This is a genomic window from Balneolaceae bacterium, assembly GCA_034521445.1.
In the GTDB taxonomy this organism is placed as follows: Bacteria; Bacteroidota; Rhodothermia; order Balneolales; family Balneolaceae; genus JAXHMM01.
The window spans coordinates 1-26,308 of the sequence record JAXHMM010000016.1; the positions used below are offsets into that span (position 1 = coordinate 1).

General features: G+C 60.1%; 17 protein-coding genes. 6 read left to right on the forward strand and 11 right to left on the reverse strand.

From position 1 onward, the window contains the following. Positions 1 to 45: 45 nt before the first annotated feature. The 3 genes from U5K31_13745 to U5K31_13755 are packed head-to-tail and all read right to left on the reverse strand — an operon-like array spanning position 46 to position 3,675. Entirely contained in the window at positions 46 to 1,581 is a 1,536-nt protein-coding gene (locus U5K31_13745; GenBank protein ID MDZ7773783.1) for a GMC family oxidoreductase, read from the reverse strand. Positions 1,582 to 1,631: 50 nt separating this feature from the next. Continuing rightward, complete coding sequence (locus U5K31_13750) at positions 1,632 to 2,378, reverse strand: SDR family oxidoreductase (GenBank protein ID MDZ7773784.1); 747 nt, start codon at positions 2,376 to 2,378, stop codon at positions 1,632 to 1,634. Position 2,379: 1 nt separating this feature from the next. Continuing rightward, positions 2,380 to 3,675, reverse strand: a complete 1,296-nt coding sequence (locus tag U5K31_13755; protein MDZ7773785.1) for an FAD-binding oxidoreductase — start codon at positions 3,673 to 3,675, stop codon at positions 2,380 to 2,382. 154 nt (positions 3,676 to 3,829) lie between these two features. Between U5K31_13755 and U5K31_13760 the strand changes: the two genes are divergently transcribed. Then, complete coding sequence (locus U5K31_13760) at positions 3,830 to 5,452, forward strand: glycosyltransferase family 39 protein (protein ID MDZ7773786.1); 1,623 nt, start codon at positions 3,830 to 3,832, stop codon at positions 5,450 to 5,452. Positions 5,453 to 5,496: 44 nt separating this feature from the next. Here the strand turns inward: U5K31_13760 and U5K31_13765 are convergent, their stop codons facing one another. Continuing rightward, a complete protein-coding gene (locus tag U5K31_13765; protein MDZ7773787.1) occupies positions 5,497 to 5,928 on the reverse strand; it encodes a hypothetical protein in 432 nt (143 codons plus the stop codon). A gap of 104 nt (positions 5,929 to 6,032) precedes the next feature. Then, complete coding sequence (locus U5K31_13770) at positions 6,033 to 6,977, reverse strand: UbiA family prenyltransferase (GenBank protein MDZ7773788.1); 945 nt, start codon at positions 6,975 to 6,977, stop codon at positions 6,033 to 6,035. 24 nt (positions 6,978 to 7,001) lie between these two features. On the opposite strand from U5K31_13770, the gene U5K31_13775 reads away from it, so the two are divergent. Next, positions 7,002 to 7,613, forward strand: coding sequence for an HAD family hydrolase (locus U5K31_13775; protein MDZ7773789.1), 612 nt, complete (start codon positions 7,002 to 7,004; stop codon positions 7,611 to 7,613). Positions 7,614 to 7,640: 27 nt separating this feature from the next. On the opposite strand, the gene U5K31_13780 is transcribed toward U5K31_13775, so the two are convergent. Both U5K31_13780 and U5K31_13785 read right to left on the reverse strand, forming a co-directional pair. Then, complete coding sequence (locus U5K31_13780) at positions 7,641 to 9,167, reverse strand: GMC family oxidoreductase (protein ID MDZ7773790.1); 1,527 nt, start codon at positions 9,165 to 9,167, stop codon at positions 7,641 to 7,643. Between the two features lie 2 nt (positions 9,168 to 9,169). Then, positions 9,170 to 10,705 (reverse strand): glycosyltransferase family 39 protein, encoded by a 1,536-nt coding sequence (locus U5K31_13785; GenBank protein MDZ7773791.1) that lies wholly within the window; start codon positions 10,703 to 10,705, stop codon positions 9,170 to 9,172. 580 nt (positions 10,706 to 11,285) lie between these two features. Between U5K31_13785 and U5K31_13790 the strand changes: the two genes are divergently transcribed. From U5K31_13790 to U5K31_13805, 4 genes are all read left to right on the forward strand, one after another. Further along, positions 11,286 to 12,191 carry an MBL fold metallo-hydrolase gene (locus U5K31_13790; GenBank protein MDZ7773792.1) on the forward strand — a complete coding sequence of 302 codons (906 nt, stop codon included), beginning with the start codon at positions 11,286 to 11,288 and terminating at the stop codon, positions 12,189 to 12,191. Positions 12,192 to 12,320: 129 nt separating this feature from the next. Then, positions 12,321 to 14,984, forward strand: a complete 2,664-nt coding sequence (locus U5K31_13795; protein ID MDZ7773793.1) for an SLBB domain-containing protein — start codon at positions 12,321 to 12,323, stop codon at positions 14,982 to 14,984. 207 nt (positions 14,985 to 15,191) lie between these two features. Next, a complete protein-coding gene (locus U5K31_13800; GenBank protein ID MDZ7773794.1) occupies positions 15,192 to 18,809 on the forward strand; it encodes a DUF4175 family protein in 3,618 nt (1,205 codons plus the stop codon). A gap of 238 nt (positions 18,810 to 19,047) precedes the next feature. Next, on the forward strand, positions 19,048 to 20,067 hold the full coding sequence (locus tag U5K31_13805; GenBank protein ID MDZ7773795.1) for a VWA domain-containing protein: 1,020 nt from the start codon (positions 19,048 to 19,050) through the stop codon (positions 20,065 to 20,067). Between the two features lie 33 nt (positions 20,068 to 20,100). On the opposite strand, the gene porV is transcribed toward U5K31_13805, so the two are convergent. The 4 genes from porV to U5K31_13825 form a co-directional block, all read right to left on the reverse strand. Further along, the gene (porV, locus tag U5K31_13810) at positions 20,101 to 21,222 is read right to left on the reverse strand and encodes a type IX secretion system outer membrane channel protein PorV (GenBank protein MDZ7773796.1); all 1,122 of its coding nucleotides are present in this window, start codon (positions 21,220 to 21,222) and stop codon (positions 20,101 to 20,103) included. 61 nt (positions 21,223 to 21,283) lie between these two features. Beyond that, entirely contained in the window at positions 21,284 to 25,012 is a 3,729-nt protein-coding gene (locus tag U5K31_13815) for an invasin domain 3-containing protein (GenBank protein MDZ7773797.1), read from the reverse strand. Next, positions 24,942 to 25,223 (reverse strand): Ig-like domain-containing protein, encoded by a 282-nt coding sequence (locus tag U5K31_13820; GenBank protein ID MDZ7773798.1) that lies wholly within the window; start codon positions 25,221 to 25,223, stop codon positions 24,942 to 24,944. The genes U5K31_13815 and U5K31_13820 overlap by 71 nt, the downstream gene beginning before the upstream one ends. 634 nt (positions 25,224 to 25,857) lie before the next feature. Continuing rightward, entirely contained in the window at positions 25,858 to 26,178 is a 321-nt protein-coding gene (locus U5K31_13825; protein MDZ7773799.1) for a hypothetical protein, read from the reverse strand. Positions 26,179 to 26,308: the final 130 nt, after the last annotated feature.

Consider the following 26,308-nt stretch of genomic DNA (forward strand, 5'->3'; position numbering starts at 1 on the left):
CAGACTGCAAAATCCTGCGATCACACGATCCCGCGGGCCGCACGGTTAACCGGCTTCTTGCTCCAGGTGATCGGCCAGCCGTGCAGCCAGCGCCACCAGCGTCAGCGTCGGGTTGGCGAAACCCGCCGTAGGGAACACCGAGCTGCCCGCTATATATAAATTTTCGACGCTGTGTACCCTGCAATTGCTGTCCACCACGCCCTCCTCCGGACGCTCGCTCATACGGGTAGTTCCCATATGATGGTTGCCTCCCCCGACGGTACTCTCCTCATCCAGATCCAGGCGAAGTCGGCCCTCCCCCATTCGCCCAAGCGCACTCGCAAGGAGGCGCAGGGAGCGCCGGTAATTTTCAACTTCATCCGGATGAACCTGAGAAGTCAGATGCGCCCTCTGCATGCCTAGCTCATCCTGCTCGTTGACCAGGGTGACGGCATTGCTAGCCCGGGGCATAGGTTCCGCCATGATCCGGTAGGTATACAGGTTGGTAATGTCAAAAATGGCCTTGCCAGCCAGCCGATCCACCAGGGAGGTGTTTTCCATCAGCCGTTCCGAAGTCCGGGCCAACGCCTCGGCGAATTGCCGCTGATCTTCATCCAGGTCCGGATCGTTGAGAACCATCACGTCATCCAGATAGATGGCAATATTCAGCAAACCCTCCTCCCTCTGCAAACGCTCATCCGGCGAAAAAACCCGCCAGGTCAATACACCGTCCCTGTCCTTAAAGCTAAACTCCGCCCAGGGCCCGTACTGCCGGAACGACAAGAGATCCCATACCATGGCCAGCCCCACGCTGTCGTAGTGGGGATGTTCCATAAAATACTTGCCCACCAGGCCATGCTCGTTGCCAATACCCTCCGGGACCTCATCCCGGCAATTCAGCAGTATCCTGGGATTCTCAATACCTCCGCAGGCCAAAACCACCTTTTCGGCATCGATCGAAATCTGACGGTCATTCAGTGAGCTGACCTCCAGGGAGCGAACCCTCCTCCTCGAATCGCCCAGCCGAATATTAGTGAGATTTGCGTTGATGAAGATGTCTATATTCCCGGCTTCCTCAAGATCCGACCGGTACTTCTGTCCGAACCGCGTGGGAGGGCTCCACTGGTAAAAAGGTGCGCGAAATCCGTAGGTCTGCTCCTGCGAACGGTTCCAATCCCTCTGTATCCGGTCCAGCGGCCGAAACGAATGAACCTCCACCAGCTCTTCGGCCACCCGATAGTATTTTTCCAAATCCTCCCTGTCCAGCGGCCATCCGCTTCCCGGCACCCAATCCCTTTCCGCAAAATCGATGGGATCCAACGGACGGCACCAGCCGGTCCAGTGATTGGTCGTCCCGCCGAAAAAGCGCTGGCGGGAGGTCTGCAGGTATCCCTCGTCAGGTATGTTTCCCTCCGCTTCTCCTCCGTACAGACTCTGGGTCTCCTCCTCCTGCTCAAAATCACCGCTTTCGATCAGGCAGATCCGCAGACCCGATCCGGCCAGTCGCCGGGCTATGGTAATGCCAGCCGCGCCGGCGCCCACCACCGCCAGGTCGTAAGGCTCCAGTTCCGGGATGGTATCACTTCGAAGGTTTAAGACCATGGTTCATGAAATTAAATGAAAATATTGCCCGGTCTGAGCACGCAGCACCCTTATATTTCCAGTCGCTTGAAAAGCCGTTCGGGCACCATTTTCACCAGGGTTATGATCACGCGCCAGTACCAGGTTACGTAGGTGACGCTCTTGCCCCGCTTCCAGGCGGAATACGTTTTCCGGGCGACCTTATCGGGCGACAGTACCAGGGGGCCCGGCAGGTCCATACCGGCCGTCATTTTGGTGTCCACGTAGCCCGGTTTCACCGTGACAACCTGTATACCTTGCGGGGCCAGCCTCTGGCGCAGGCCTGAAAGATAGGCCGACAAGCCGGCCTTGGAGCTCCCGTAGACATAATTGGCCTTCCGTCCCCGCTCGCCCGCCACCGAACTGAGTCCAATAATAAACAACGATTCCCCATCCCGGTTCGCCCGCACTTCGAAATCTTCGGCAACCACCCTCAGGATGCTGGCCGCCCCCAGGAAATTGGTCTCGATGATGGTACGCTGCTCCTCTGCATCGGCCTGCGCCCTCTCCTGGTCCCCGTTGTACCCGAAAGCAAGCACCACCCCGTCGGGTCTGTTCTCCAGCTGCTTGTAAAAGTCCCTGTGAGCATCAAAATCGCAGGCATCGAAGCGAACCGTGTCCACCTCCACGCCGTACCGGATGGACAAATCGGAGGCATTTCGTTCCAACTCCCCGGTGTCCCGGGATGCCAGGGTAAGGGAGGCTCCTTCCTTTTCGGCGTAGGTCCGGGCAATGGCAAGTCCGATGTCCGAATTACCGCCCAATATCAGTATATGCATCTTAGATTTCGAGTCTTCGTGACTGTTCTGATTCAAAACACCCCGCCATGCCATAGCTATTACGCACCTCGCGGAAACGCTGCAGCCCGGGATAGCCTTCTTCGAAAATGCCGGACGACATACGGGCGTCTTTCGTCAAGTAAATGCGGCCTCCCAGGTCAGCTACCAGGCAATCCAGCCCGTCCAGAAAATCGAACAGGCCCGGCTGCACCTTGAAATCCAGCGCAAGCGTATATCCCTCCAGGGGAAAGGAAAGAAAATTATCGTTTTCCGGTCCCATAAGCTTCAGAACGGAGAGAAAGGAACCCATGCCGGAGGCGCTGATCTCCTCCAATACGGACTTCATGCCCTCGTAGCTGTTTTCCTTAGGCAGCACAAACTGGTATTGCAGGAACCCCTGCCTGCCGTAGATCCTGTTCCAGTTCGATATGATATCCAGGGGATAAAAAAACGAATGGATATCCTGGATTCCCGAGGTGCGTTTGCCACGTACGCGGTGATAATAGAGGGCATTAAAAGCCGAAACGGTTCCCCTGTTCAGCAGAAAACCGGGCAGGGTAAAGGGAATGCCGGGGGCGGCCTTCTCCGTGTAGTCAAGTCGGCCGTCCTCCCGGAATCTGCCCGCCATCAACAGGGATCGTCCCAGCTTCCTTCCCCCCGCCATGCAGTCGAGCCACGCCACGGAGTAGGGCCAGTCGCCGTACTCCTCCATCAGGCGGAAAATCTCCTCCAGGTTTTCCGCCTTCAGGGTCATAACATCCAACTTTGAGCTCCCGATCGGCCTCATCCGCATCCGGGCCTCCAGGATTATGCCGGTGAGTCCCATACCCCCGCACGTCGCGTGAAATAGTTCCGGGTTCTCCTCCCGCGAGCAGGCGAAAATCTCTCCCCCCGGCCCCAGCAGGGTCAGCTCCCTTACGTAATCCGAAAAGCAGCCGTCCCGGTGATGGTTTTTGCCATGCACGTCGCTGGCGATGGCCCCTCCCACCGTAATATGCTTGGTACCGGCCGTCACGGGCGGGAACCAGCCCCTGGGCACGAAGACCCGCAGCAGTTCGGCAAAAGAAACCCCCGCCTCGCAGTGCAGCTCCCCGCGCTCCCCGTCGAAATCAAGCATGCGGTTACGGGGAAGAGTACGGTATAGGGTGTCCGCTAGCGCGCTGTCCCCGTAACTGCGGCCCAGTCCTCGGGCGATAACCCCCTCCTCCGGAAGGGCAGGCGTCGAGCCCGGCAGAAGCTCCCGCACCTCCGCCTCCATCACCGGGTATCGACCCCACCCGCTTACGGTTTTCTTCATGAAAAAGCTATAACGTGATTATACAGGGGGACAGCCCGGTCGCTAAAGTAACGTCCTGCTATCCATTTCGGGACGAATATGAGATTTTCCCCATAAATTAATACATTCGCTGCCATTGAAAGTAATTCTATGATTCAAACCTAGCAAACGCCACATGTCGGGAGAGACTGCGGGAGTAGATACTTGGAGCGCGCGCATTCCCTCCTGGGCCATCCCACTCCTGTTCGGTCTCCTGCTGATTCCCCTGTTCCTGTCTCATAACCTCTTTGAGGAGTGGGATGGCCTGATGCAGTACTTTGCCGGCAGGGAGCTGATGGAGGGAGGCGGCTATCGTGGATGGAGCTCTCATTTCTGGCCTCCCCTGTATTCCCTGCTGATAGGTCTTGGAGGACTCGTTATGAGTGGATTACAGGCCGGCAAGCTGATCTCCTGCCTGGCAGGCGTGGCCCTGCTGTTGGTGTCCTACCGGCTAGCGATGCGTTTAAGCGGCGACCGCATGGTGGCGCTGCTGTCCCAGGCCTTCCTCGCCGTAAATCACATTTACCTGCTGCTCAGCTTCCAGGCCGAAAATCACATGCTGGACGCCCTCTTTTTCGTATCGGCCCTGCTGCTGATGCTGAAGGCCCTTGACCGGCCGACCCGTAAAGAGTTCCTGGCCGTGGGACTGCTCTGCGGACTGGCCGGACTGTCCCGTTATACCAGCTACGCGCTGGTTCCGACCGCCCTGCTGGTCCCTTTTCTGGTGATGGACAGGCGTAAAGCCCTCCCTTCATCGGGCATGATCCTGGCAGGCTTTGCCCTGGTCTCCTCTCCCTGGTGGATATACAACACCCTCAGCAACGGCTGGCCGCTTCATACCTGGCAGCACCTGAATATAGGTGCCGGTGTGGTCGCGCCTGAAATTGGCGGGTCCTCCACCTGGTGGTGGAGTGCACAGGCCGATTTTCGCGGAATTCTGGATATTTTTCTGGCTTACCCCGGGGCCTACCTGCAGAATTGGTCCTCCAACCTGATCAGGAGCATCTACCTCATCGTGGCCACGACGGGTGTGCTGGCTCCCTTTCTCGTACCGGCCATCTTTCGGAGCCTGCTGACCCTCAAGGTCCGGGTCCTGCTCTTCATGTACTCCTCCTTTGCGCTCTACCTGCTGATCGTCACCCAGGCCTTTATTTTCAAACAGGTATTTATCAGCTGGATCGTCTTTACGACCATCATCTCCCTGATGTTTTACCGGGAGTTCGCCTCCAAAATTTCGAAACGTTTTCCCGCTGTCGCCACCTACAGGCTGCCTGCCGTGCTGCTGCTGATACTGGGACTCACCTCCGCGGGTATGACGTCCATGGAAATCAGCTCATACCTGGCGGACGAAACGGATGGCGGCAACCTGACGTACCGCGAAGAAGTCACCCGCACCATACGCGGGCACGCTTCCGATCTGGAGGAAAATTATGTGATGACCTTTCACCCCGCGCGGGCCTACTACGCCGGCACGGGCTACATGAGCCTGCCTTCTCATTATACGGGCAGCCTGGATGGACTTCCGGCCTATCGGGCAACCAGCGATCGAATCCGCACCTTTACCTATGCCCATATCTATCCACTACCCAGCAAAGAAAACATCCCAATGGCGGACTACCTGGTCTACGACGAGGCAGCCCGGTCTGCGCTGCCGCAATTCTCATTCCTCCTCGATCCGGATTCCGACCAAATTCCCGACTCCTTCGAGGCCCTCTACCGGACGGAATCGCTGGCCGTGTTTGCCATTAGCGGAGAATAGGGGCCATCGGTTTCGGGCTCAGGACGCGCCGCCCGGTGCACCACTCACGACGCCAGGTAGAACAGGGCGCAGATTTTTGCCTCGGTCTGCGTGAGGATCCAGTTGTCAACCAGGAAGGTACGGTTTTCCTCAAAGTCCGAACGCAGACGAGATTTCAGCTTGTCGTCCAGGTCCAGCATCACCCTCTTGGAAAGTTGCTGCGAGGCCAGCGACGCGTCCAGCTCGGCGACGAGTTGCTGCCGGGTATAGCCTTTCAGGGGATCGTTCATGACCCGTTCCCCTATGTGCTGCATTTCCTGCCGTATACCTGAAAAGTTCTTCAGCAACTCCTCCTCATCCAGGCCCTCCTCCAGCCGCTCAAGGGTCTCCCGGAGGGAGGACGAACGCAGATAGTATCCCCCGGCAAAAGAGAGTCCCGCCGTGCCCAGTAATATCAGAAGGAATTTTCGCCTGCTTAAGGTATCAGATTCAGCCATGATTGAGCTCCCCTTTCAGATGTTCGGATAACCTGATGGCCAGCGCCACGATGATCTTGGGCGTTCACTTGGGCGTTCACTCGGATTACGGGTGGTCAATGGCGTCATAACTGGGTGGATAGAAACAGGAGCGCCAGGATCAGCACGCCGCACGACACGCTGACCCAGTCCCTGACGGCAAACACCACCGGATCGTCATGCATGTTCCCGCGTATGGCCACACTCCACATTCTCATAATCCAGTAGATAAGCACGGGCGTGATAAGCCAGAGCAGGGGCGGGAGAACATACATCTGCCGAACGGTCTCGCTGTTCAGATAGAGGGCGAAAATCAGCACCGATATCAGGCCGGACGAAATCCCGGTAGACATCAGGAGGTTCAGGTCCCCCGCCTCGTAACCCCTGCTGCTGCGAATGCCCGCATCGTCGTCTTTCCTGTCCATGAGCTCGGTATACCTCTTGATAAGCGCCAAGCTCAGAAAGAAAAAGAGGGAAAATCCCATGAGCCACTCGCTTATTTCAACCTGTGTGGCAACGGCCCCTCCATACAGTCGGGTCGTGTAGAGGCCGGCAAGGATCAGGACATCCAGCATGACCTTGCGCTTCAGGTAGAAGGTATAGCTGCAGTTAACCAGCCCGTAGAGCAGCAGAACGCCGGCGAATTTCGGGGAAATGAGAAACCAGCCCAGCGACAGCCCCCCCAGCAACACGATGGGCACGGTGATCCAGGCGACCCGCAGGCTAAGCGCACCGGAAGCAATGGGGCGATATCTCTTGGTGGGATGCCGGCGGTCCGCTTCACGGTCCCAGATGTCGTTGACCACATACACGGAGGAGGCCACCAGGCTGAAGGAGAAGAACGCATAGACGGCCGATATCCACTTATCCGTGATATCCCACTCGTGGGCCAGGATAAAGGGCAGGAAAACCAGTACATTCTTGACCCACTGGTGGAGGCGAAGCTCCCGGAGCAGCAGGCGCGGCAGGGATTGAGGGCGGTCCCCCGCCGAGGATCGGTCCTCCATCCCGGAATGTTCGTGATTTGCCATAATCCCTATGAACGCTTGTTAACCATGCCCGTAAACGATACCAAAGAGGTCCTCGCCGTCTTCGATTTTGACGGTACCATAACCAGCGGCGATACCCTCCTGCCCTGGCTGTGGCATCTCAGCTCACCCGTTGAGTTTTTCGCCGGGATGACCAGGTGCATGCCCTGGTTGCTGGCCTACGGCCTGGGCATAGTTAGCAACGAAAAAGCCAAAAATCAATTACTGGATACATTTCTCAGGGGTAAGTCGACTCGCACGGTTGATCAGGCAAGCCAATTCTTTCTCAACGAAGTCCTGCCCGGCCTGCTGAGACCGGCCGCCCTCGATCGCATAGCCGATCATCGCGCCGCCGGCCATACCCTCGTGCTGATTAGCGCCTCGCCCGATCTGTACGTCAAACCGTGGGGCGTTAGCCACTCCTTTCACCATGTAATCTGCTCTTCGATCCGCCGGGACAGCCGCCGTATTACCGGCGGACTGGAGGGCCGGAACTGTTACGGGGAGGTAAAAGCGGCCCGCTTACGGTCGCTCATACCCGATCTGGACGCCTGCCATATCATCGCCTACGGAGACAGCGAGGGCGACCGCCAGCTTCTTGATCTGGCCGACGAGTCGCATTACAAACCCTTTCAATAGCTCGCATCTGCTTCTTGTTCTACCGTGTCAGGCGCTCTTCCTGAGATGATCCGCCAGCCTGGCTGCAAGAGCGACCAGGGTCAGGGTGGGATGGGCGAAGCCGGAAGTTGGAAAAACCGAGCTGCCCGCTACTATATGATTATCCATACCGTGAACCCGGCAGTCGGGATTCACCACCCCCTCTCCCGGGTGCGCGCTCATCCGCGTAGTTCCCATGTGATGGGCCCCGCCATCCACCCGGCTTGCCCTGTCCAGATCCAGACGCAGGCGCCCCATCCGCTCCCTGCCCAGCGCGCCGGCCAGCAGACGGAGCGAGCGGCGGTAGCTGTCCGCCTCGCGGTACGACACCCGGCAGGCAAGGCGGACTTTTCGCAATCCCAGCGCATCCTTTTCCCCCGTGAGCCTCACGGCGTTCGAGGCGTCGGGTATCTGCTCCGCGCGGACGTAACAGGTAAAAAGCTGAGCCTGGTCGGTCAGTCGAAGCCCGGTAAGCCGGTCCCAGTCCGACAGCTCCACCTGGGTCTGTTCGGATAGCCGGGCCACCGCCCTCGCCATGGAAGTCTCCCGCTCTCCCAGCCCGGGATCGGAGAGAGAAAGCAGGCGGCGAAACTGGAAGGAAATATTCAGCAGCTCCTCCTCCCGCTGTGTCTTTTCCTGCAGGGCAAAAAAGCGGGTCCGGGGAACATCCTCGCGGTTATGCAGGCGGAATTCCCGCCACCGACCCCAGCGTATGATCCGAGCGTCCCATACCAGGACCAGCCCTGCCCCGCCGTAATGGGGGTGTTCCATAAAGTATTTGCCCACCAGCCCATGCCCGTTGCCCAGTCCGCCTGGCGGCCCCTCGGTGCAGTTCAACAACAGGCGGGGATTCTCGATGCCTCCGCAGGCCAGCACGGTGCGGGCGGCCTCGATTTCCATCGCTTTCCCATTCAGCGATCGCACCGGCAGTCGTTCGACCCGCCTGGCGTTCTCCCCCAACCTGAAACCGGTGACATTGGCGTTGAGGAAGAGGTCGATGTTTTCCGCTTCTACGATCTCCCGGCGGTAACGGTCACCAAACCGGGTGGGGGGACTCCACTGGAACCAGGGCGTGCGCATGCCGTCAAAGCGATGCCCGCGCTGGTCCAGGTGCCCCCTTTTGGACAGCGAGTGGAAAGGACGGATCTCCACCAGGCGCTCGGCCTCCCGGTACCAGGGTTCCAATTCGGCCCGGTCGATGGGCCAGCCGCTGTCAGGCACCCAGGAACGCTTCTCGAAATCGATGGGATCCAGGGGACGGCACCAGCCTCCCCAGTGGTTGGTAGTACCCCCGAAATAGCGAAGCCGGGTACCTCGCAGATAACCCTCCCCCGGCAGATTGCCGGCGGTTTCTCCCGTGTAGAGATTCTGCGTCTCCTCCGAAGGTTCAAACCCGCCGCTCTCCACCAGGCACACGCGCAGGGAACTTGACGCCAGCCCCAGGGCTATAGTGATGCCGGCCGCCCCTGCCCCGACAATGCAGACATCATAGGGCTGCAGTTCGGGAACCGGATCGGTTTTCAGATCGATAACCATTCTCAGAGCCGTTTATAGATCTCAATGAGACTGTTGCCCCGGCCGAAGATCCGGCGGCTGCTTTCCAGGCGATAGCCTTTGGACAGGCCGCGGCGGACCTGCCCGGCCACGTCCCTTTGCCGGAAGAGTCCCCAGTCGCGGTCGGTCAGGATAACCAGCTCCGCCCGGGACTCGTGGATGTACTCCAGGAGTATTTCACCGTTCACGTAACCCAGCCTCCGGGCCCGCTCCCGCTCCATCTCCAGGTAGGAAAAATGCGCCATGGACATGCCTGGCAGCGTGGAACGGTCCGCCTCCACCACCAGCCACATGGCTTCCAATACCAGGAGACGTTCTCCCGGGTCCGACTGACGTTCAACCTTCTCCCCCAGGGTGCGTATTTCCTCCAGGGGAAGGTCGCCGGAAAGATCCAGGTGCTGCACGTTGTGGCGCATGGGGGCCACCAGCAGGGCTACCGCCAGAATTCCCGCCAGGATGAGACCGCCGGCCGACGCCCGGTATTTTTCCAGCAGGCGGTCGTAGGCGATAGCCACTAGAGGCAACAGGGCCGCGATGGAGGGAACGAAATATTCCAGATGCCATCCCCCCGCGGGAAAATGGCTCAGCACGAAAAGCAGGATGGCCCCGGCCCAGATCCCCAGCTCCGGACGATTTCGCAGGAAGGCGCATAGGCTATCCCGCAGCTTCTGGTCCCACACCGCCAGCACCAGCGGGGGAATCGCAAGGAATAGGTAATAATCATAGAAGGCCACAAAAGAGGGTAGACGGTGGGCCGCCATGCTTGCTATTTTTTCTGCCAGGCCGGCGTCTCCCCACTGGGCCATGTGATAGCCCAGGATATTCCACCATACCACGGGCGTCCAGGGATATACATACCATGCGAAACCCGCAAGCAGCGCCACGCAGAAACCGGCCCGCAGCGCCAGGTTCAGGCGGGGACGGGGAGAGTAGATCGCCTTCCAGATCGCGTAAGAAGCTACAGGCAGGAAAAACGCGAGGGCCGAAAGCCGCACCGTCACCGCCAGAAACGCAAACAGCAGGACCAGAAACCACGCGTGGCGCTCATCCATGCCCGCATTCATCACATACAGCGCAAGCATAATCAGCAGGCTCAGCAGGGCGTAGGTTTTGACCAGTGCGAGATAATAGATGCCGAAAGTAAAGCTACAGAAAAGCAAAGCGGTCAGGGCCGCGCCCCGTTCGCCTGCGTGCCGCCCCGCAATGCTCACCCCCAGAGCCATGGAGGCCATGGAGCAAACGGCCGAAAACACGCGTCCCAGGTACATCTCCGATCCGCCCAGTTCCAGCACAAGCCCATAGAGATAGGGCAACAGCGGCATCTGGGTGAAGGCGAAGTCATGATAGGGTGCGAGTCCCTCCAGGGTCAGCTGTGAAGCATTGAGATACCACCCCTCGTCGGCGCTTGGATGTCCGAAAAAAAGATAAAGCAGGCATAGCAATCCATATAGGGCCAGTCCGGCCCGGCGAAGTACAAGCCAGTTTATGTCGCCGAATAACTGCTCTCGGGCATCTTGCATAAATACACGGTGATGGCCTCCTGGAGGCATCAGGAGATAAAACGCAGTGAAATCTCGCAATACCAAGGAACCAATTTGACACCAATTTTAAAAGATGAATCGAATGTTTGCCGGGTTTAGACAACTGTTCAACCACGCCGGAGAAATGTCAGGCGGGCATGGGCGGCCATGGAGGCCATGTGGGGACGTGTGGGACCATGCGGCTGAGCGGCCATTGGGGGGGCATGGGGACACGGAGGTCCATTGGGGGGGGCTCCCAAAGTGACCAAATAGGGCTCTCCATATTTGTGATTTTTTCACAAAAGTTCGCGGACCCAAGAGGGCATATATGCTCCACGTGCCCTTCCGTCAAAAGTCATTTGTGAAAAATTCACAAATATCGACCGGCATTATCGGCCCCATATGGGAGTACCCCCCTCCCCACGTGATTGCCACCCAACCGTTAGACAATAGAGCTCAGATAGTGTATAATAGCGCAGTACACCATTGGCAAGGAACAACTGCGAATCAATAAAAGGGCAACCGGCCGCCCTTCCGATTTGAACGATTTGAAAAAACTAACCGATTAGCGCAACACATCATGAGCCTCTCCCACACCGAAATCGGCCCCTTCCACCTCTACACCATCGAAGCGGGGCGCTTCCGGCTGGACGGCGGCGCCATGTTCGGGGTGGTGCCCAAGACGCTCTGGTCGCGGCAGATCGAGGCGGACGAGAAGAACCGCATCCCCATGGCCATGCGCTGCCTGCTGATCGAATCCAAAAACACCGGCCGCCGCTACCTGGTGGACACCGGCATCGGCACCAAGTTCGGCGAGAAGATGGAGAAGATCTACCAGGTGGATCACAACCACAGCACCCTGGAGGGCTCCCTGAAAGCCCACGGCTTCGGGCTCGGCGACATCACCGACGTCATTTTCACGCACCTGCACTTCGACCACTGCGGGGGCACCACCCAATGGGTCGAGGGCGGGAAGCAAACCGACGAGACCGACCAGAAGCAGGGCCAAAAAAACGCAAAAGTCATCTTCCCCGCGGCACAGTTTCACGTCACCGCCAAGCACTGGGAAACGGCCAACAATCCCAACAAGCGAGAAACCGCCAGCTTCTTCGAGGAAAACCTGCGTCCCCTGGAAAAATTCCGGCCGGCTCAACCTGGTCGAGGAAAACCACGAGTACGAGCCCGGCCTCACCGCCATCCCGGTGCACGGCCACACCATCTCCCAGCAACTGCCCAAGATCGAGGGGGGCGGCACCACCCTCGTCTTCATGGCCGACCTCATCCCCACCCACGTGCATGTGCCCCTCCCCTGGATTATGGGCTACGACATGTATCCCGTACAGACCCTCAAGGAGAAGGAATCCTTTCTGGAGCAGGCAAGCGCCGGGCGGCTGGCTGCTCTTTCTGGAACACGACGCCCTCGAGGAGGTTATTACCGTACGCAAACACGAAGGCAAATACGGGATTGATAAGACGCTCACCCTGAACGAGCTCTAATCCACCCTCCGCGTCAAAGAACCATCTTCTTTTTTGCCTAAAATTGGTTAATTTGACCGCTTACAAATTCGGCCTGCATCATTCACGCTAACGACGACCAAACCAGACGGGATATTTAATGCGACTGATACAGAGTTTTTTCGTCATCTTCTTGTTAAGCCTGGCGACCGTAGCCACCGCCCAAAACCTGGGCGACATCAACTTCCAGACGACCAACATCGACAACCTCTCCGAGCAGCAGATCAGCCGCATATACCAGGCCTCCCAGGCCCGGGGACTCAGCGTGGAGCAGACCGTACAACTGGCCGTCCAGCAGGGGCTCCCTCCCTCCCAGGCATCGGCGCTGCGCCAGCGCCTCAACCAGGCCCGCTCGGGCATGGGCCAGGACGGCGGCGCCCAGGAAATTGCCCGCAACCGCGACGCCCTGCTGCAGGATTTTAACCAGGTATTCGGGGCCCAGACCGATGTGGACTCCCTCCGGACCTACGGCACCATCGATCAGATCCGCTACATTACCCGGCGCGATTCCATCCTGCTGGCCGAACAGAAGATGCGCGACAAGATTTTCGGCTATAACCTCTTCCAGCGCCAGCAGCTCTTCGGACAGCAGGCCGGCCCGCAACAGGGCGTACAGGGTCAGCAACAAGGCCAGGGCGGCCAAGGCGCGGCTTTCCAACCCATCATGAACATCCCCACGCCTACCGACTACGTGCTGGGAAGCGGCGACCAGGTGTTCATCGATGTCTGGGGCGCCCACGCGCAGACCTACCAGCTGCAGATTTCGCCCGAGGGGAATATCATGATCCCCAACCTGGGACCCATTTACCTGGACGGACTCACCATCGAGGATGCCCGGCAGAAGCTCTACGAACGAATGAGCCAAATCTACACGGGCCTGAGTCCCAACGACCCCAGCCAGAAGGACACCTATATGCAGGTATCGCTGGGGCAGTCGCGCAGCATCACCGTGACGGTCATCGGCGAGGCGGCCATGCCCGGCACCTACACCATTCCCTCCTTTTCCACGGTACTCAATCTGCTGTATGTCACCGGCGGACCCTCGGTGACGGGCTCCTTCCGCAAAATTGACGTCATCCGCGGCGACAGCGTGGCGGTGACCTTCGACCTCTACGACCTGCTGGTAAACGGTGACCGCAGCGACGACATCCGTCTGCGCTCCCAGGACCTGATCCGGGTGCATCCCTACATCGACCGCGTGGAAGTCTCCGGGGAGGTCAAACGCCCGGGCATCTACGAGATGCAGCAGGACGAAACCCTGGCCGACCTCATCGAATACACCGGCGGCTTTACCGACCAGGCCTACCAGGCACGCGTACGCATCGTCGGCAACACGCCCACCGAGCGACAGGTCGCCGACGTGGGACAGGAAAACTTCGCCAACTACGAAATGGCCTCCGGCGATTCGGTGCACGTGGGCAAGGTGCTTGACCGGTTTGCCAACGCGGTGACCCTCAACGGGGCCGTCTACCGGCCGGGCCAGTACCAGGTAACCGAATCCACCACCCTCTACGAGCTGATCCAGCGGGCCGACGGGCTGCGCGAGGACGCCTTTATGAGCCGCGCCCTCATCTACCGCGAGCAGGACAACTTCGAGCTCGAAGCCATCCAGGTCAACCTGCGCCAACTCATGCAAAACCCCGAGGCCAACGACATCGCCCTGCAGCCCAGGGACCAGATCCGCATCAACTCCATCTTCGACATGCGTGAGGACTGGACCATCCGGGTCAGCGGACCGGTCATGAATCCCAGCGAGCTGGACTACGTGGAGGGCATGACCCTGGAGGACGCCATCTTCCGGGCCGGCGGATTTACCCAAAGCGCGGCGCCCTACCAGATCGAGGTGGCCCGACGCATCCGCGACATGGACCAGAGCCGAACCAACGGGCAGATCGCCGAAACCTTCCAGTTTTCGGTGGACGAGAACCTGGAAATTGACGAGCAGGCCAGCCGGTTCACCCTGCAGCCCTACGATCGCATTTATGTGCGCGAGCTTCCCAACTACGAAAACCAGCAGGAGATCCGGCTCGTGGGCGAGGTGCAGTACCCGGGCGCCTACAGCCTGAGCAGCAAGACCGACCGTATTTCCGACCTCATCGAACGGGCCGGGGGACTGACCTCGGAGGCCTACCTGGAAGGTGCCGCGCTCTTCCGCCGGCAGGAGAACATCCAGCAGCAGACGCAGGCCGCCGCGAGCCAGCAGGTAACGGTGCAAGGCGGTGAAGATATCACTGTGGGCGGGGGACAGGGACAGACCCAGGGTCAACAGGCCGGGGAACAGCAACTTCAGCAGCAACAGGGTCCCGCCCTGGAAACCAAGCAGCAGGTAGGCATCAACCTGGCCGAGGTGGTGGATAATCCCGGTTCCCGATACGACCTCTACCTGGAACCCGGAGACTCCCTCTTTATCCCGCGCACCCTGCAGACCGTGCGCATCCAGGGCGGCGTCTTTCACGAAACCTCGGTGCGCTTCAGCGAGGGCAGCAACTTCATGGATTACATCACCCAGGCAGGGGGTTACAGCAACCTGGCGCGCGAGGGTGACGCCTACGTGATCTATGCCAACGGGGAGGTGGGCCGTACCAAACATCCCCTGGCCATTTTCCGCAACTACCCCGACGTCAAGCCCGGCGCCACCATTATGGTACCGCAGAAACCCGAGGCCGCCCGTCTATCCCCGCAGGAGCGCGTGAGCCTGCTCTCGGCCATCATCTCCACGGCCGCCCTGCTGGCTACCACCATCACCCAGCTCAGCCGGCGGTAGCCCTCGTTCACTCCCCGCACGGGGGAGGCGAGCGTGCATGGTTGGCGAACGTGCATCGGAGGTGACCGCAAGCGGGAGGTAAACCTTCGGGGATCCCACCTTGCAGCGATGGGACGGTACGCCGGTTGGCGCATCGTCCCATTTTTATATCTTATTACAGGGTCGCGCGCACGAGGAGGGCTTGAAAGCCGTTAAGGAAATGCAATATTGAGCCAGCAGAACCCACATAGCGACAGCGGCGGTCTGGAGGAGCTGCAAAAGATGCTCCGCGGGGCCTGGGAACGCCTGCGCCGGAAATACCTGGCTGCCTCCCTCCTGCTCACCCTGCTGGCTCCGGCAGCCGGCTTTGCCCTGCTGAGCCTGCTGGAGAGCGAGCTATGGCTGCCTGCCTGGGCCAAGACCACCATCCTGGTTCTGGCCGTAGCTGCCGCGGCGGCCGTCGCCTGGCTGCTTATGCGCCGGCGCAAGGTGACCGGCTTCCGCGCCTTCTACCTCGACTTCTGCAAGGCGCGCGATCTCCCGGTGCTTCGGCACGCCCTCGACCTGCGGCTCCACGACCGCGCCGACGCCTCTCCCCGCCTTCGTGAAACCGCCATCCGCGCCAACCTTAAAGGACTGGACCGGAATCAGGTGCGCTCGGAGCTGGAAGCCTACCTGAAGGCCTCTTCCAACCAACGCCTGCTGCGACGAGCCGGCCTCGGCGCCGGAAGCTCACTGGCCCTCCTGCTGGCCGCCGTGCTGGTTTTCGGCAGCGCCTCGGGACGCGCCCTGCACTTCTGGAAGAGCTACGAGCAGCCCAATCCCTATGATTATACTGTGCTGCCGGGCGACCATACCTTGGAGCAGGGTGCCCGCCTGGAACCGCGGGTGGTTTTCCACGGGGAGCGCCCCGAGCGGGTGAACCTGGCCTTCAAGACCGACGTGGAGCAGCAGTACCGCAGCCGCCCGCCGTCCGCCGGCACAGGGAGTTCAGCCGCCGCCGCAGAAGCCGCCGGCACGGGCTCCGCCGCGGGGACCGCAGCCACGGCCTCAACCGCCCCCGACACCCTTCGCTTCGAGGGCGTACCCCTGCAGAGCGACGGCAGCTACTACGTGGAGATGGACGGCTTCCGCAGCCCCCTCTACCAGGTGGACGTGCAGCTGAGGCCCCGTTTTGAATCCCTTACCGTCACCGTCCGTCCCCCCTCCTATACCGGACTCGACTCCACCGTCTACCGCTATCCCTTCTCGCGCATCGAGGCCATACATGGCTCCGAGCTGCACATACGGGGCGCCACCAACAAGCCCGGCACCTCCATAGCCCTCCGGGCCGCCGGGGAGACCGCCGGTGAGAATGCCGACCAGGCACGACAGCGGGTACAGCACAAGGTGCAGCAGCCTGAAACCAGCACCGCCTTCGAGCACGCCTTCACCCTCACAGGAGCCGACAGCCTCTCCTTTACCATCGCCGACGCCAACGGGCTGACCAACCAGAACCGCTTCTCTTTCGCCGTGGAGCCGGTTGACGACCGCTTCCCCTGGGCGGAGATCACCGCCCCCGAGGGCGATCCCGAGATGCGCACCGCCCGACCGCTGGACGTGACGTGGGAGGTGGGCGACGATTTCGGGCTGCAGGCCGCCACCCTGGACTGGGAGCTGCAGAAAGCCTTTACCGACACCCCCTCCAGCGGCAGCATACCCCTGGACTGGAATGCCGACCGGCAGAGCGGCACCTTAACGTGGGACCTCACCCGCCTCAGACCGGGCCCCCGCGACCGCCTCACCTTCCGCATTCGCGTGCTGGACAACGACCCCTACAACGGGCCCAAGGAGGGCCTCTCGCGCACGGTCACCATCCGCTTCCCCTCGGTGACTGAATCGATGGAGGAGCTCAGCGAGCAGGAAAACGACGTGGAGGAATCCCTCGAAAAAATCAGCGAACAGAACCAGCAGATGCAGGAGGAGTTCGACCGCTTCGAGCAGCAGCTGCGGGAGAATCCACAGACCAACTGGGAGCAGCGCCAGAGCCTGGACCAGATGCAGAAGCGCCGCGAAGAGATGCAGCAGCAGGTACAGGAGCTCAACCGGAAATTCCAGGAGCTCCGGCAGCAGATGGAGCAGGGCTCCTCGGTGTCGCCTGAGACCCGCGAAAGCTACCGGGAGCTTCAGCGGCTGATGCAGGAGATCGACGACCCCGCCTTCCGGCAGGCCATGGAGGAGCTGCAGAAGGCCCTCGACAGCATGAGCCAGGACCGCCTCCGCGAAGCGCTGGAGAACTACGAATTCAACGAGGAGCTCTACAGCGAGCGCATCAAGCGCACCCTGGAACTTTTTCGCAGCCTCAAACTCAACAGCAACCTGGACAAGCTGGCCAACACCCTGGAGGAGATGGCCAAGCAGGAGCAGGAGCTCAGCCAACGTGACCAGACCGGCCGGGAAGAGGTGCAGCGCCAGGAGGCCATCCAGGAGGACATGGAGCGGCTGCGCGAGGAGGTGGACTCCCTGGACCAGGACGCCCCCGAGCAGGCGCGCGAGCAGGTGGATCAGCTTCAGCAGGAGGAGGGCGCCCGCATGGACTCCCTGGCCGCGCAGGTGCAGGAAAACCTGGAGCAGATGCGCGCTATGCAGGCCGACAGCATCGCCACGGACAGCGCCGGGACCGGAGCCGCCGCCGACAGCACGGCGCAGGGCCGGCAAGGTAGCCAGGCTGGTCAGCAGGGTGGCCAGCAAGGCGGCAGTCAGCAGTCCGGACAGCAGCAGGGTGGACAGCAGCCTCCCGGCGAGGGACAGCAGCATATCCAGCAGCAGCAACAGCAGATCAGCCAGGGCATGCAGCAGTCCGCCGACGCCATGCGCAGCGCCCGCCAGCAGATGAACCAGCAGGGTCGCCAAATCAACATGAGAGGGCTGCAGTACGTACTCTTTTCGCTGATCGACCTGTCGCTCAACCAAGAAGAGGTGGCCCGGGAGACCGACCAGCTGGCCAACCGCAGCCAGGCCTTCGTGGAGCAGGCGCGGACCCAGCGCACCATACGCCAGCACTTCGTCCAGCTCTCCGACTCTCTCTTCAACCTTTCCACCCAGATCCCCGGTTTCTCCAATTCCATCAACAAGAAAAAGCTGGAGGTGGAGCGGCAGCTCGAGAACGCCGTCACCTATCTGGCCGAACGCAACAAGTCCAACGCCTCCTTCGCCCTGCGGGAGTCGCTCGGCGGCATCAACGACCTGGCCACCACCCTGGCGCAGCTGCTCGACCAGCTCAGCAACAGCCGCAGCCAGAGCGCCAGCATGAGCATGCAGCAGTTCATGCAGCAGATGCAGGGCATGAGCCAGAACCAGCAGCAGCTCAACGAACAGCTCCAGCAGATGATCAACGACGTGGCCGGCGACCGGCTCTCGCAGGACCAGATGGAGCGCCTCAACCAGCTGGCGCAGCAGCAGCGGCAGATCCGCGAGCAGCTGCAGCAGCTGCAGCAGAGCGGCGTGCTGGAGCCCGGCGACGAGGTGCTCAGCGAGATGGAACGCCTGTCCGAACAGATGGAGCAGAGCATCAACGACATGCGCGGGGGACAGACCGACGCCAACGTGTCCCAGCGCCAGCAGAACATTTTATCGCGCATGCTCAACGCACAGCAGGCCGTGCAGGAGCGCGGGAAGAAAGAAGAGCGCGAAGGAAGCACCGCCCAAGAGGCCCCGCGCGCCACGCCCCCGGACGTCACTCTGGAGGAACTTCAGAAACGCATCCGCTCCATGCTCAACGATCCGCAGCGCACCCGCTTTAAGCAGGACTACCAGCAGCTCATCCAGCGCTACTTCGAGCTCTTGAAAGAAATCGAAGACAACTGATGCCAAACCAGCTGTTAAATTTCGGGCCGTACAGGAAGCACCATGTATACCCCCCACAGGGCGATTTTTTCGTACCTGATATTTGTGAATTTATCACAAATCCCGAAACGTCAACCGGCTCCTGGATACACGCATGGCCCATGGGCCATTTAGCTTTTGTGAAAAAATCACATATATACGACCTCAAAATTTAGCCCAAATGGGGGAACCGGAACCCCCGACTATTAGACTTTAAAGCATGATCTGGCAAAACATCCATTACCTCTGGTTTCTACTGCTCATTCCCGCCCTGGCGGCCGGTATCTGGTGGTACCGCCGTAAGCTGCACAAAAAGCGCGAGCAGTACTTCGAAGACAGCCTCTTTGAAAAACTGCGCCGCGGCTACTGGGATACCGGCGAGACCATACAGTCCGCCAGCCTCTACCTGGGACTGCTCTTCCTGGCTATCGCCCTCGCCGGGCCCAAAATAGGCACCGAGGTGCGCGAGGTGCAGCGACAGGGCGTGGATCTTCTGGTGGCGCTGGACCTGTCAGCCTCCATGAACGCCGAGGACATCAGGCCCAGCCGCCTGGACAAGGCCAAGTACGAAATTTCCCGGCTGGTCGACCGGCTGGAGGGCGACCGGGTGGGCCTGGTGGTCTTTACCGGCGACGCCTACCTGCAGTCTCCCATGACCTTGGACTACTCCGCCATGCGTCTCTTCCTGGACATCGTAGATTCCGACCAGATGCCCTCCACTTCCACCGACTTCAGCGCGGCCATGGAAACCGCCCGCCAGGCCTTTGAATCCATTGACGAGGAGAGCGGCTCCACCGAGGCCGCGAAGGTGATGCTCATCTTGTCCGACGGGGAGAACCACGGAGAGGGCTACAGCCAGGAACTGGAGGCCCTTACCTCCATGGGCGTCTCCATCTACACCGTGGGCATCGGCACCACGGCCGGCGCCAACATCCCCCTCTACGATGCGAGCGGCTCGCTAATCGGCAACAAACGCGACGCACAGGGACAGGTGGTCACCACGCGCCTGGAGCCCCAGGTACTGCGTGACATCGCCGGGCAGGGCGACGGGGAGTACTACGCCATCGAGACCGGCGGGGAGAGCATTGACGGCTTCCTGGGGAGGCTGGATGAGCTGCAGCAGGGCGAATTCGCCAGCCAGGAATACGCCGACTACAAGAACCAGTACCAGTGGCTGGCGGGCATAGGATTGGCCTTCCTGGTGGTGTCAATGGGCGTCAGCAACTACCGCAAGCGATAAACTCCCGACCTGGACTGAATTTCCCCATCCTGTTTACATATTCAGCAGCAGGCTGAAGCGCATGGTGTTGGCCAGCGGGTGCTCTTCCTCGAGGGTGTGGATGTAGCTGAAGTCCACGCCGAAGAATTTATAGCGCAGGCCTGCACCCAGCGTGAAAAACTGCCGGTCGCCGTTGTTGGGATCCTCGTAGTAGTAGCCCCCGCGCACGGCAAACAGCTCGTTATACCAGTACTCAAGGCCCGCCGCGTACATGAACTGCTGGAAGGTGTTCAGTGTGGCCGTGCCCTGTCCGGTTTCGCGGGTGTAGGGGCCCCAGGAGCTTACCAGCGATTCGAACATGCCGTGGGGCTCGCCGCCGTCGTCCACGCGGGCCAGCACCTTGGAGATGTCGTTGGACAGGGTGAGGGTGTTGATACCCTCAGGGTCAAGCTCGGTGGTCAGCGCCCAGCCGATACGGAAGGTGGTGGGCAGCGGGTCCTTTTCAGCATTTTCGGTGTAGTTGATGCCCGGACCCACATTGGAGAGATTCAGTCCCAAGTTGACGTTGGCCTCGTTGCCGAAGAATGCGAAGGCCGGCGACCGGTACATGGTCGCAAGATCCACGCCGATGCTGGACCCGGGATCCACCTGCTGGGAATTGACGGTGGTGCCGCTGGCCAGGCTGCTGTAGATAAAGCGCACGCCCGTGCCCAGTGACCAGTTGGCGTTCAGCTGGGTGCCCACCGACACGCCCCCGGAAAATTCATAGCTGTTGAAGCGGCCGAGATTGTTGCCCCCGGCGTCGGTGTTGATCTGCTCGCCCAGGTTAAGGTAGGTAATGTGCGCGCCCAGGGTAGTGGAGCCGCCCAGGTAGGTCTTGCCCACCAGGTAGTCGTAAAAGAGGTCGGCATTGAACTTGGGCAGCCACTCCGAGTGGGTGATGCTCACCTGGCTTCCGCGCTGGAAGCCCAGTCCGGCGGGATTCCAGAAGACCGCCGAGGCGTTGTCGGCGATGGCCACGCCGGTGTTGCCCATGCCTGCCGCCCGGGAGTCGGGCTCAATCTGCAGAAAGGGAACGGAGGTAATGCCCACCTGGGCCATCGAACCCGTCGGAACTGCCGCAATGAGCAGTGCAACCGTGGCAAGAAGGCGTGTCGTTTTTTTCAGGTAAATCATATGCTTACGCTCTGATTCAATATTCGTTTGGAATGCTGCGGGGTGGGGTATTCCCTCCGGTTCAGCCTCCTCCCACCTTAGTCACCTGCCCGGTATCCATCTGTCCCCGCCTGGGACAGATGTAGCGGTAGATGTAAACCCCGCTTGAGAGGTGGCTGCCGTTTACGGAAACTTCATGTACACCGGCCGAGACCTCCCGGTCCAGCGGTGTCGCCACACGCTGTCCCAGAATATCCCAGAGACGCAGGCGCACATTTCCATCGTCCGGCACGGAGAGCTTGAAGGTTATCTGCCCGGAAAAGGGGTTGGGATACAGATTCTGCACCTCGCATGTGAAAAGGTCTCCCGCCTGAAAGATTACCTCGGCCTGGTCGTCAATATCCTCCCCGTCGGCGGTGGCAGTCAGCACAGCGGTTTCGGCAGTCTGCTCAGAGGTGAGGGTGGCCGTGTAGGAGCCGTCCTCTTGGTCCGTCACTTCGCCAAGACTGCCGAGGGTCGTGGATATGATCACATCGGCGGCCCCGGCAGGCAAGCGGTTGCCCGCGGCGTCCCGGAGCACAACGGTCACCTCGGAAGTAGCCTCCCCGTCCGCAGGAATGGCGTTGGGATCGGCCGTGATGGTCGATTCCTCAATCGAGACACCCCCGGCATTGAACTGCACCGTGGCTTTGTCGTCGATGCCGCCGCCGTTGAGACGGCCTGTAATTACCGCCTCCACGATCCGGGTGGAGGACGTCAGCGTAGCGGTATAGGTACCGTCACCGTGATCGGTCACTTTGCCGAGGGTGCCCTCGGTGGTGGATAGCGTGACTTCGCCACCACTCGAGGTTATTCGCTCGCCGTTCGCATCAAAGAGGGTCACCGTAAGGGTGGAGGTGCTCTCACCATCGGCGCTGATGGCATTGGGATCGGCCTCAATGGTCGTATGATCATCCGACGGAGGAGGGGCCGTGAACGTAACCTCGGCCTGGTCCTGGATCTGCGAGCCATTTATCTGTCCGGTAATGACCGCTGTAGCCGTGCCCTCTGTGGAAGTGAGCATGGCGGTATAGGTGCCGTCCCCGTTGTCCGTAACCGAACCCAGGTTTCCCGCGCTGGTGGACAGGGTCACATTCTCCCCGCCCGACTGTATGCGGTCGCCGTTCTGGTCGAACAGGCTGACGGTTACGATAGATGTGCTCTCTCCGTCACCTGGAATTTCGCCGGGGAGTGCCGTGATGGTGGACCGCTCCCCGGAAGGCGGCAAGGCGAGGAAATCTACTTCTGCCAGGTCATCTACCTCCCTGTCGTTTACTTCGGCCGTAACGATAGCGGTTTCAGGTTCCTCGGCAGAGGTCAGGGGTGCTGTATAACTGCCGTCTCCGTGATCGGTCACCTCGCCGAGCGTGCCATCGGTGGTGGTAAGATCCACCTCGGCGCCTCCCGTCTGCCGGCGATCGCCGTCTTCGTCATAGAGCACCACCACGATCTCCGAGGTACTGGATCCGTTGGCCATGATCTCATCAGGGCTCTCCATGATAACCGTCTCATTACCCGACGGAGGCTCGGCCTCGAAATCGACCTGTGCCTCATCGGTCATCGCGCTGCCGTCCACCGTTCCGGTAACTGTGGCGGTCTCAATGCTGTTGGAAGCGGTAAGCACCGCCGAATAGGTGCCGTCCCCGTTGTCAGTCACCCCGCCGATTGAGCCGGCATCCGTGGAGAGAGCAACCGTGTTGCCGCCTGCGCTGAGCGGCGTGCCGTTCTCATCCACAAGCGTCACCGTAAGGTCCGATGTACTGGTTCCATCAGCCGGAATGGCGTTGGGATCGGCTTCAATGGTCGAGAGCGTTTTGCTGACTTCCGGATCGTCAAGCTGGAACTCAACGTTGGCCTGGTCTTCCAGCGGCGAGCCATTGACCCGACCGGTGATCGTGGCCGTTTCCTGGCTGGTGGACGAGGTCAGCACCGCCGAGTAGGTCCCGTCCCCGTTGTCCGAGACGCCGCTCAGGGAGCCCGCGTTGGTGAAGAGCGTCACGTTGTCGCCTCCGGTGCCGATGGGATCGCCCGCTTCGTCTATGAGCTGCACGGTGATGTTCGACGTGCTCGAACCGTCGGCGGGAATGGCATTGGGGGTAGCGCTTATGCTAGAGAGTTCGGTGCTGATGGGCGGGTCATGGTCGTCCTCCTCAAAGGTCACCTGGGCCTGGTCCTGCAGGGCATTGCCGTTGAACGTGCCCTGAATGGTCGCCGTCTCCTCGACCGTCGACGAGGTCAGCTCCGCTGAATAGGTGCCGTCCCCGTTGTCGGTCACCCCACTGAGGGTGCCGGCCGAGGTCGAAAGCTGCACGTTGTCCCCGCCCGAGGTGAGCTGGTCGCCCTCCTCGTTGACCAGCGTGACGGTGATATCTGAGATGCTGGCGCCGTCCGCGTTGATCGTGTTCGGGTTGGCCTCGATGGTCGACAGGCTGTCATCTATGGCCGGATCTTCTTCGGTAAATTCTACCTGGGCCTGGTCTTCCAGCGGCGAGCCATTGACCCGACCGTTGATCGTGGCCGTTTCCTGGCTGGTGGACGAGGTCAGCACCGCCGAGTAGGTCCCGTCCCCGTTGTCCGAGACGCCGCTCAGGGAGCCCGCGTTGGTGAAGAGCGTCACGTTGTCGCCTCCGGTGCCGATGGGATCGCCCGCTTCGTCTATGAGCTGCACGGTGATGTTCGACGTGCTCGAACCGTCGGCGAGAATGGCATTGGGAGTAGCACTTATGCTAGAGAGTTCGGTGCTGATGGGCGGGTCATGGTCGTCCTCCTCAAAGGTCACCTGGGCCTGGTCCTGCAGGGCATTGCCGTTGAACGTGCCCTGAATGGTCGCCGTCTCCTCGACCGTCGACGAGGTCAGCTCCGCCGAATAGGTGCCGTCCCCGTTGTCGGTCACCCCGCTGAGGGTGCCGGCCGAGGTCGAAAGCGTCACGTTATCCCCGCCCGAGGTGAGCTGGTCGCCCTCCTCGTTGACCAGCGTGACAGTGATATCCGAGATGCTGGCGCCGTCCGCGTTGATCGTGTTCGGGTTGGCCTCGATGGTCGACAGGCTGTCGTCTATGGCCGGATCATCTTCGGTAAATTCCACCTGGGCCTGGTCAACCATCGCCGAGCCGTTGACTTCGCCGTTGATAACGGCCGTCTCCTGGCTGGTGGACGAGGTAAGCTCCGCCGAATAGGTCCCGTCCCCGTTGTCGGTCACCCCGCTGAGGGTGCCGGCCGAGGTCGAAAGCGTCACGTTGTCCCCGCCCGAGGTGAGCTGGTCGCCATCCTCGTTGACCAGCGTAACGGTGACGTCCGACGTGCTCGACCCGTCGGCCGGGATGCTGTTCGGGTCGGCCTCGATGGTCGACAGGCTGTCATCTATGGCCGGATTATCTGTAAATTCCACCTGGGCCTGGTCAACCATCGCCGAGCCGTTGACTTCGCCGTTGATAACGGCCGTCTCCTGGCTGGTGGACGAGGTCAGCACCGCCGAGTAGGTCCCGTCCCCATTGTCCGAGACGCCGCTCAGGGAGCCCGCGTTGGTGAAGAGCGTCACATTGTCCCCGCCCGAGGTGAGCTGGTCGCCATCCTCGTTGACCAGGGTGACGGTGACGTCCGAGGTGCTCGACCCGTCGGCCGGGATGCTGTTCGGGTCGGCCTCGATGGTCGACAGGCTGTCGTCTATGGCCGGATCATCTGTAAATTCCACCTGGGCCTGGTCAACCATCGCCGAGCCGTTGACTTCGCCGTTGATAACGGCCGTCTCCTGGCTGGTGGACGAGGTCAGCACCGCCGAGTAGGTCCCGTCCCCATTGTCCGAGATCGCCGCGCCGAGGGAGCCCGCCGTTGGTGAAGAGCGTCACGTTGTCCCCGCCCGAGGTGAGCTGGTCGCCATCCTCGTTGACCAGGGTGACGGTGACGTCCGAGGTGCTCGACCCGTCGGCCGGGATGCTGTTCGGGTCGGCCTCGATGGTCGACAGGCTGTCATCTATCTGCGCCATGGCTGGACCGGCCCACAGGGTGGCCGCTATTACCAGGAACAATAATTTAAGTATGGTAACTCTTGCACTCATAGTCTCGGCTTTTCCTTGATGAAATGTGAGACGGTGATTGCACGGAAATGAGCAAGGAGGGGCGGTCCGCTACGCACGGAGGATACCCTTACGTCTGTGTAGAAACCTGTATTTCTTAATGTGCTTTCCGCGCCGCCATGTGGATACCTGAAATGAAGGTGGGAACGTCAGGGATTTTCAAAGTGGCGGGATCTCAGAAGGAAATGAATCATACGCCGATCCGCGGCAATGAAAGGAATGCAAAATGACACCGAAGTGTGATACCCTACCATATCACCAAACAATGATTAAAAGTATTGCGTGGAAACCATGACATCTTGTGATATCCCCTTACGAGGATTCACCGTATCAATATCATATAAATATTCTATTATTATTACAAATATAAGGAAATCACCTACGTATATAGGTGTATAATTTAATATATGCCCATACATTCACTATGTTATGGCATATTAATGCCACATATATGACACATTGGTTTGTGGTGGCCCTGCTGGCCATTGAAACGGGAGATGGGCGTCAGCAACTATCGCAGGCAGACCAAATAACCCGGTAAAGGCTATTTTTTGGGCTCATAGGCAACCCATTGATCCATGCGCTGAAGGAAATCATAGAGCGCATGCGGATCCAGGTCGTCCTCACTCAACACCAGGTCTTTCCACAAAAACATGATGCGGCTTTCAAACTCATTGGAAGAGTTTGCCTGCCGCTGATCCTCACAGTTGGCAGTCAGGCGGAGATCTATCTTCTCCGATTCAATCTCCACCACCACGCAGTTTCGGATATCCATGATCCGGTTCCGGCTGATGGTGCTGACTATCCAGTCCAGGCTGACTTCCTGGAGCGGTTTCGTCTCGTCGGCAATAGATAGGGTCGTCATTCAACAAATATTGGTTTTCGGTTGCGGCTTCACGTACATCGAATAAGTGAATGCGCAGGCAAGATACGAAAGCAGAACGCCAGTTTGTATCGCCGTCCGGCTACAGCTCGAACAACTCCCTGTATTTTTC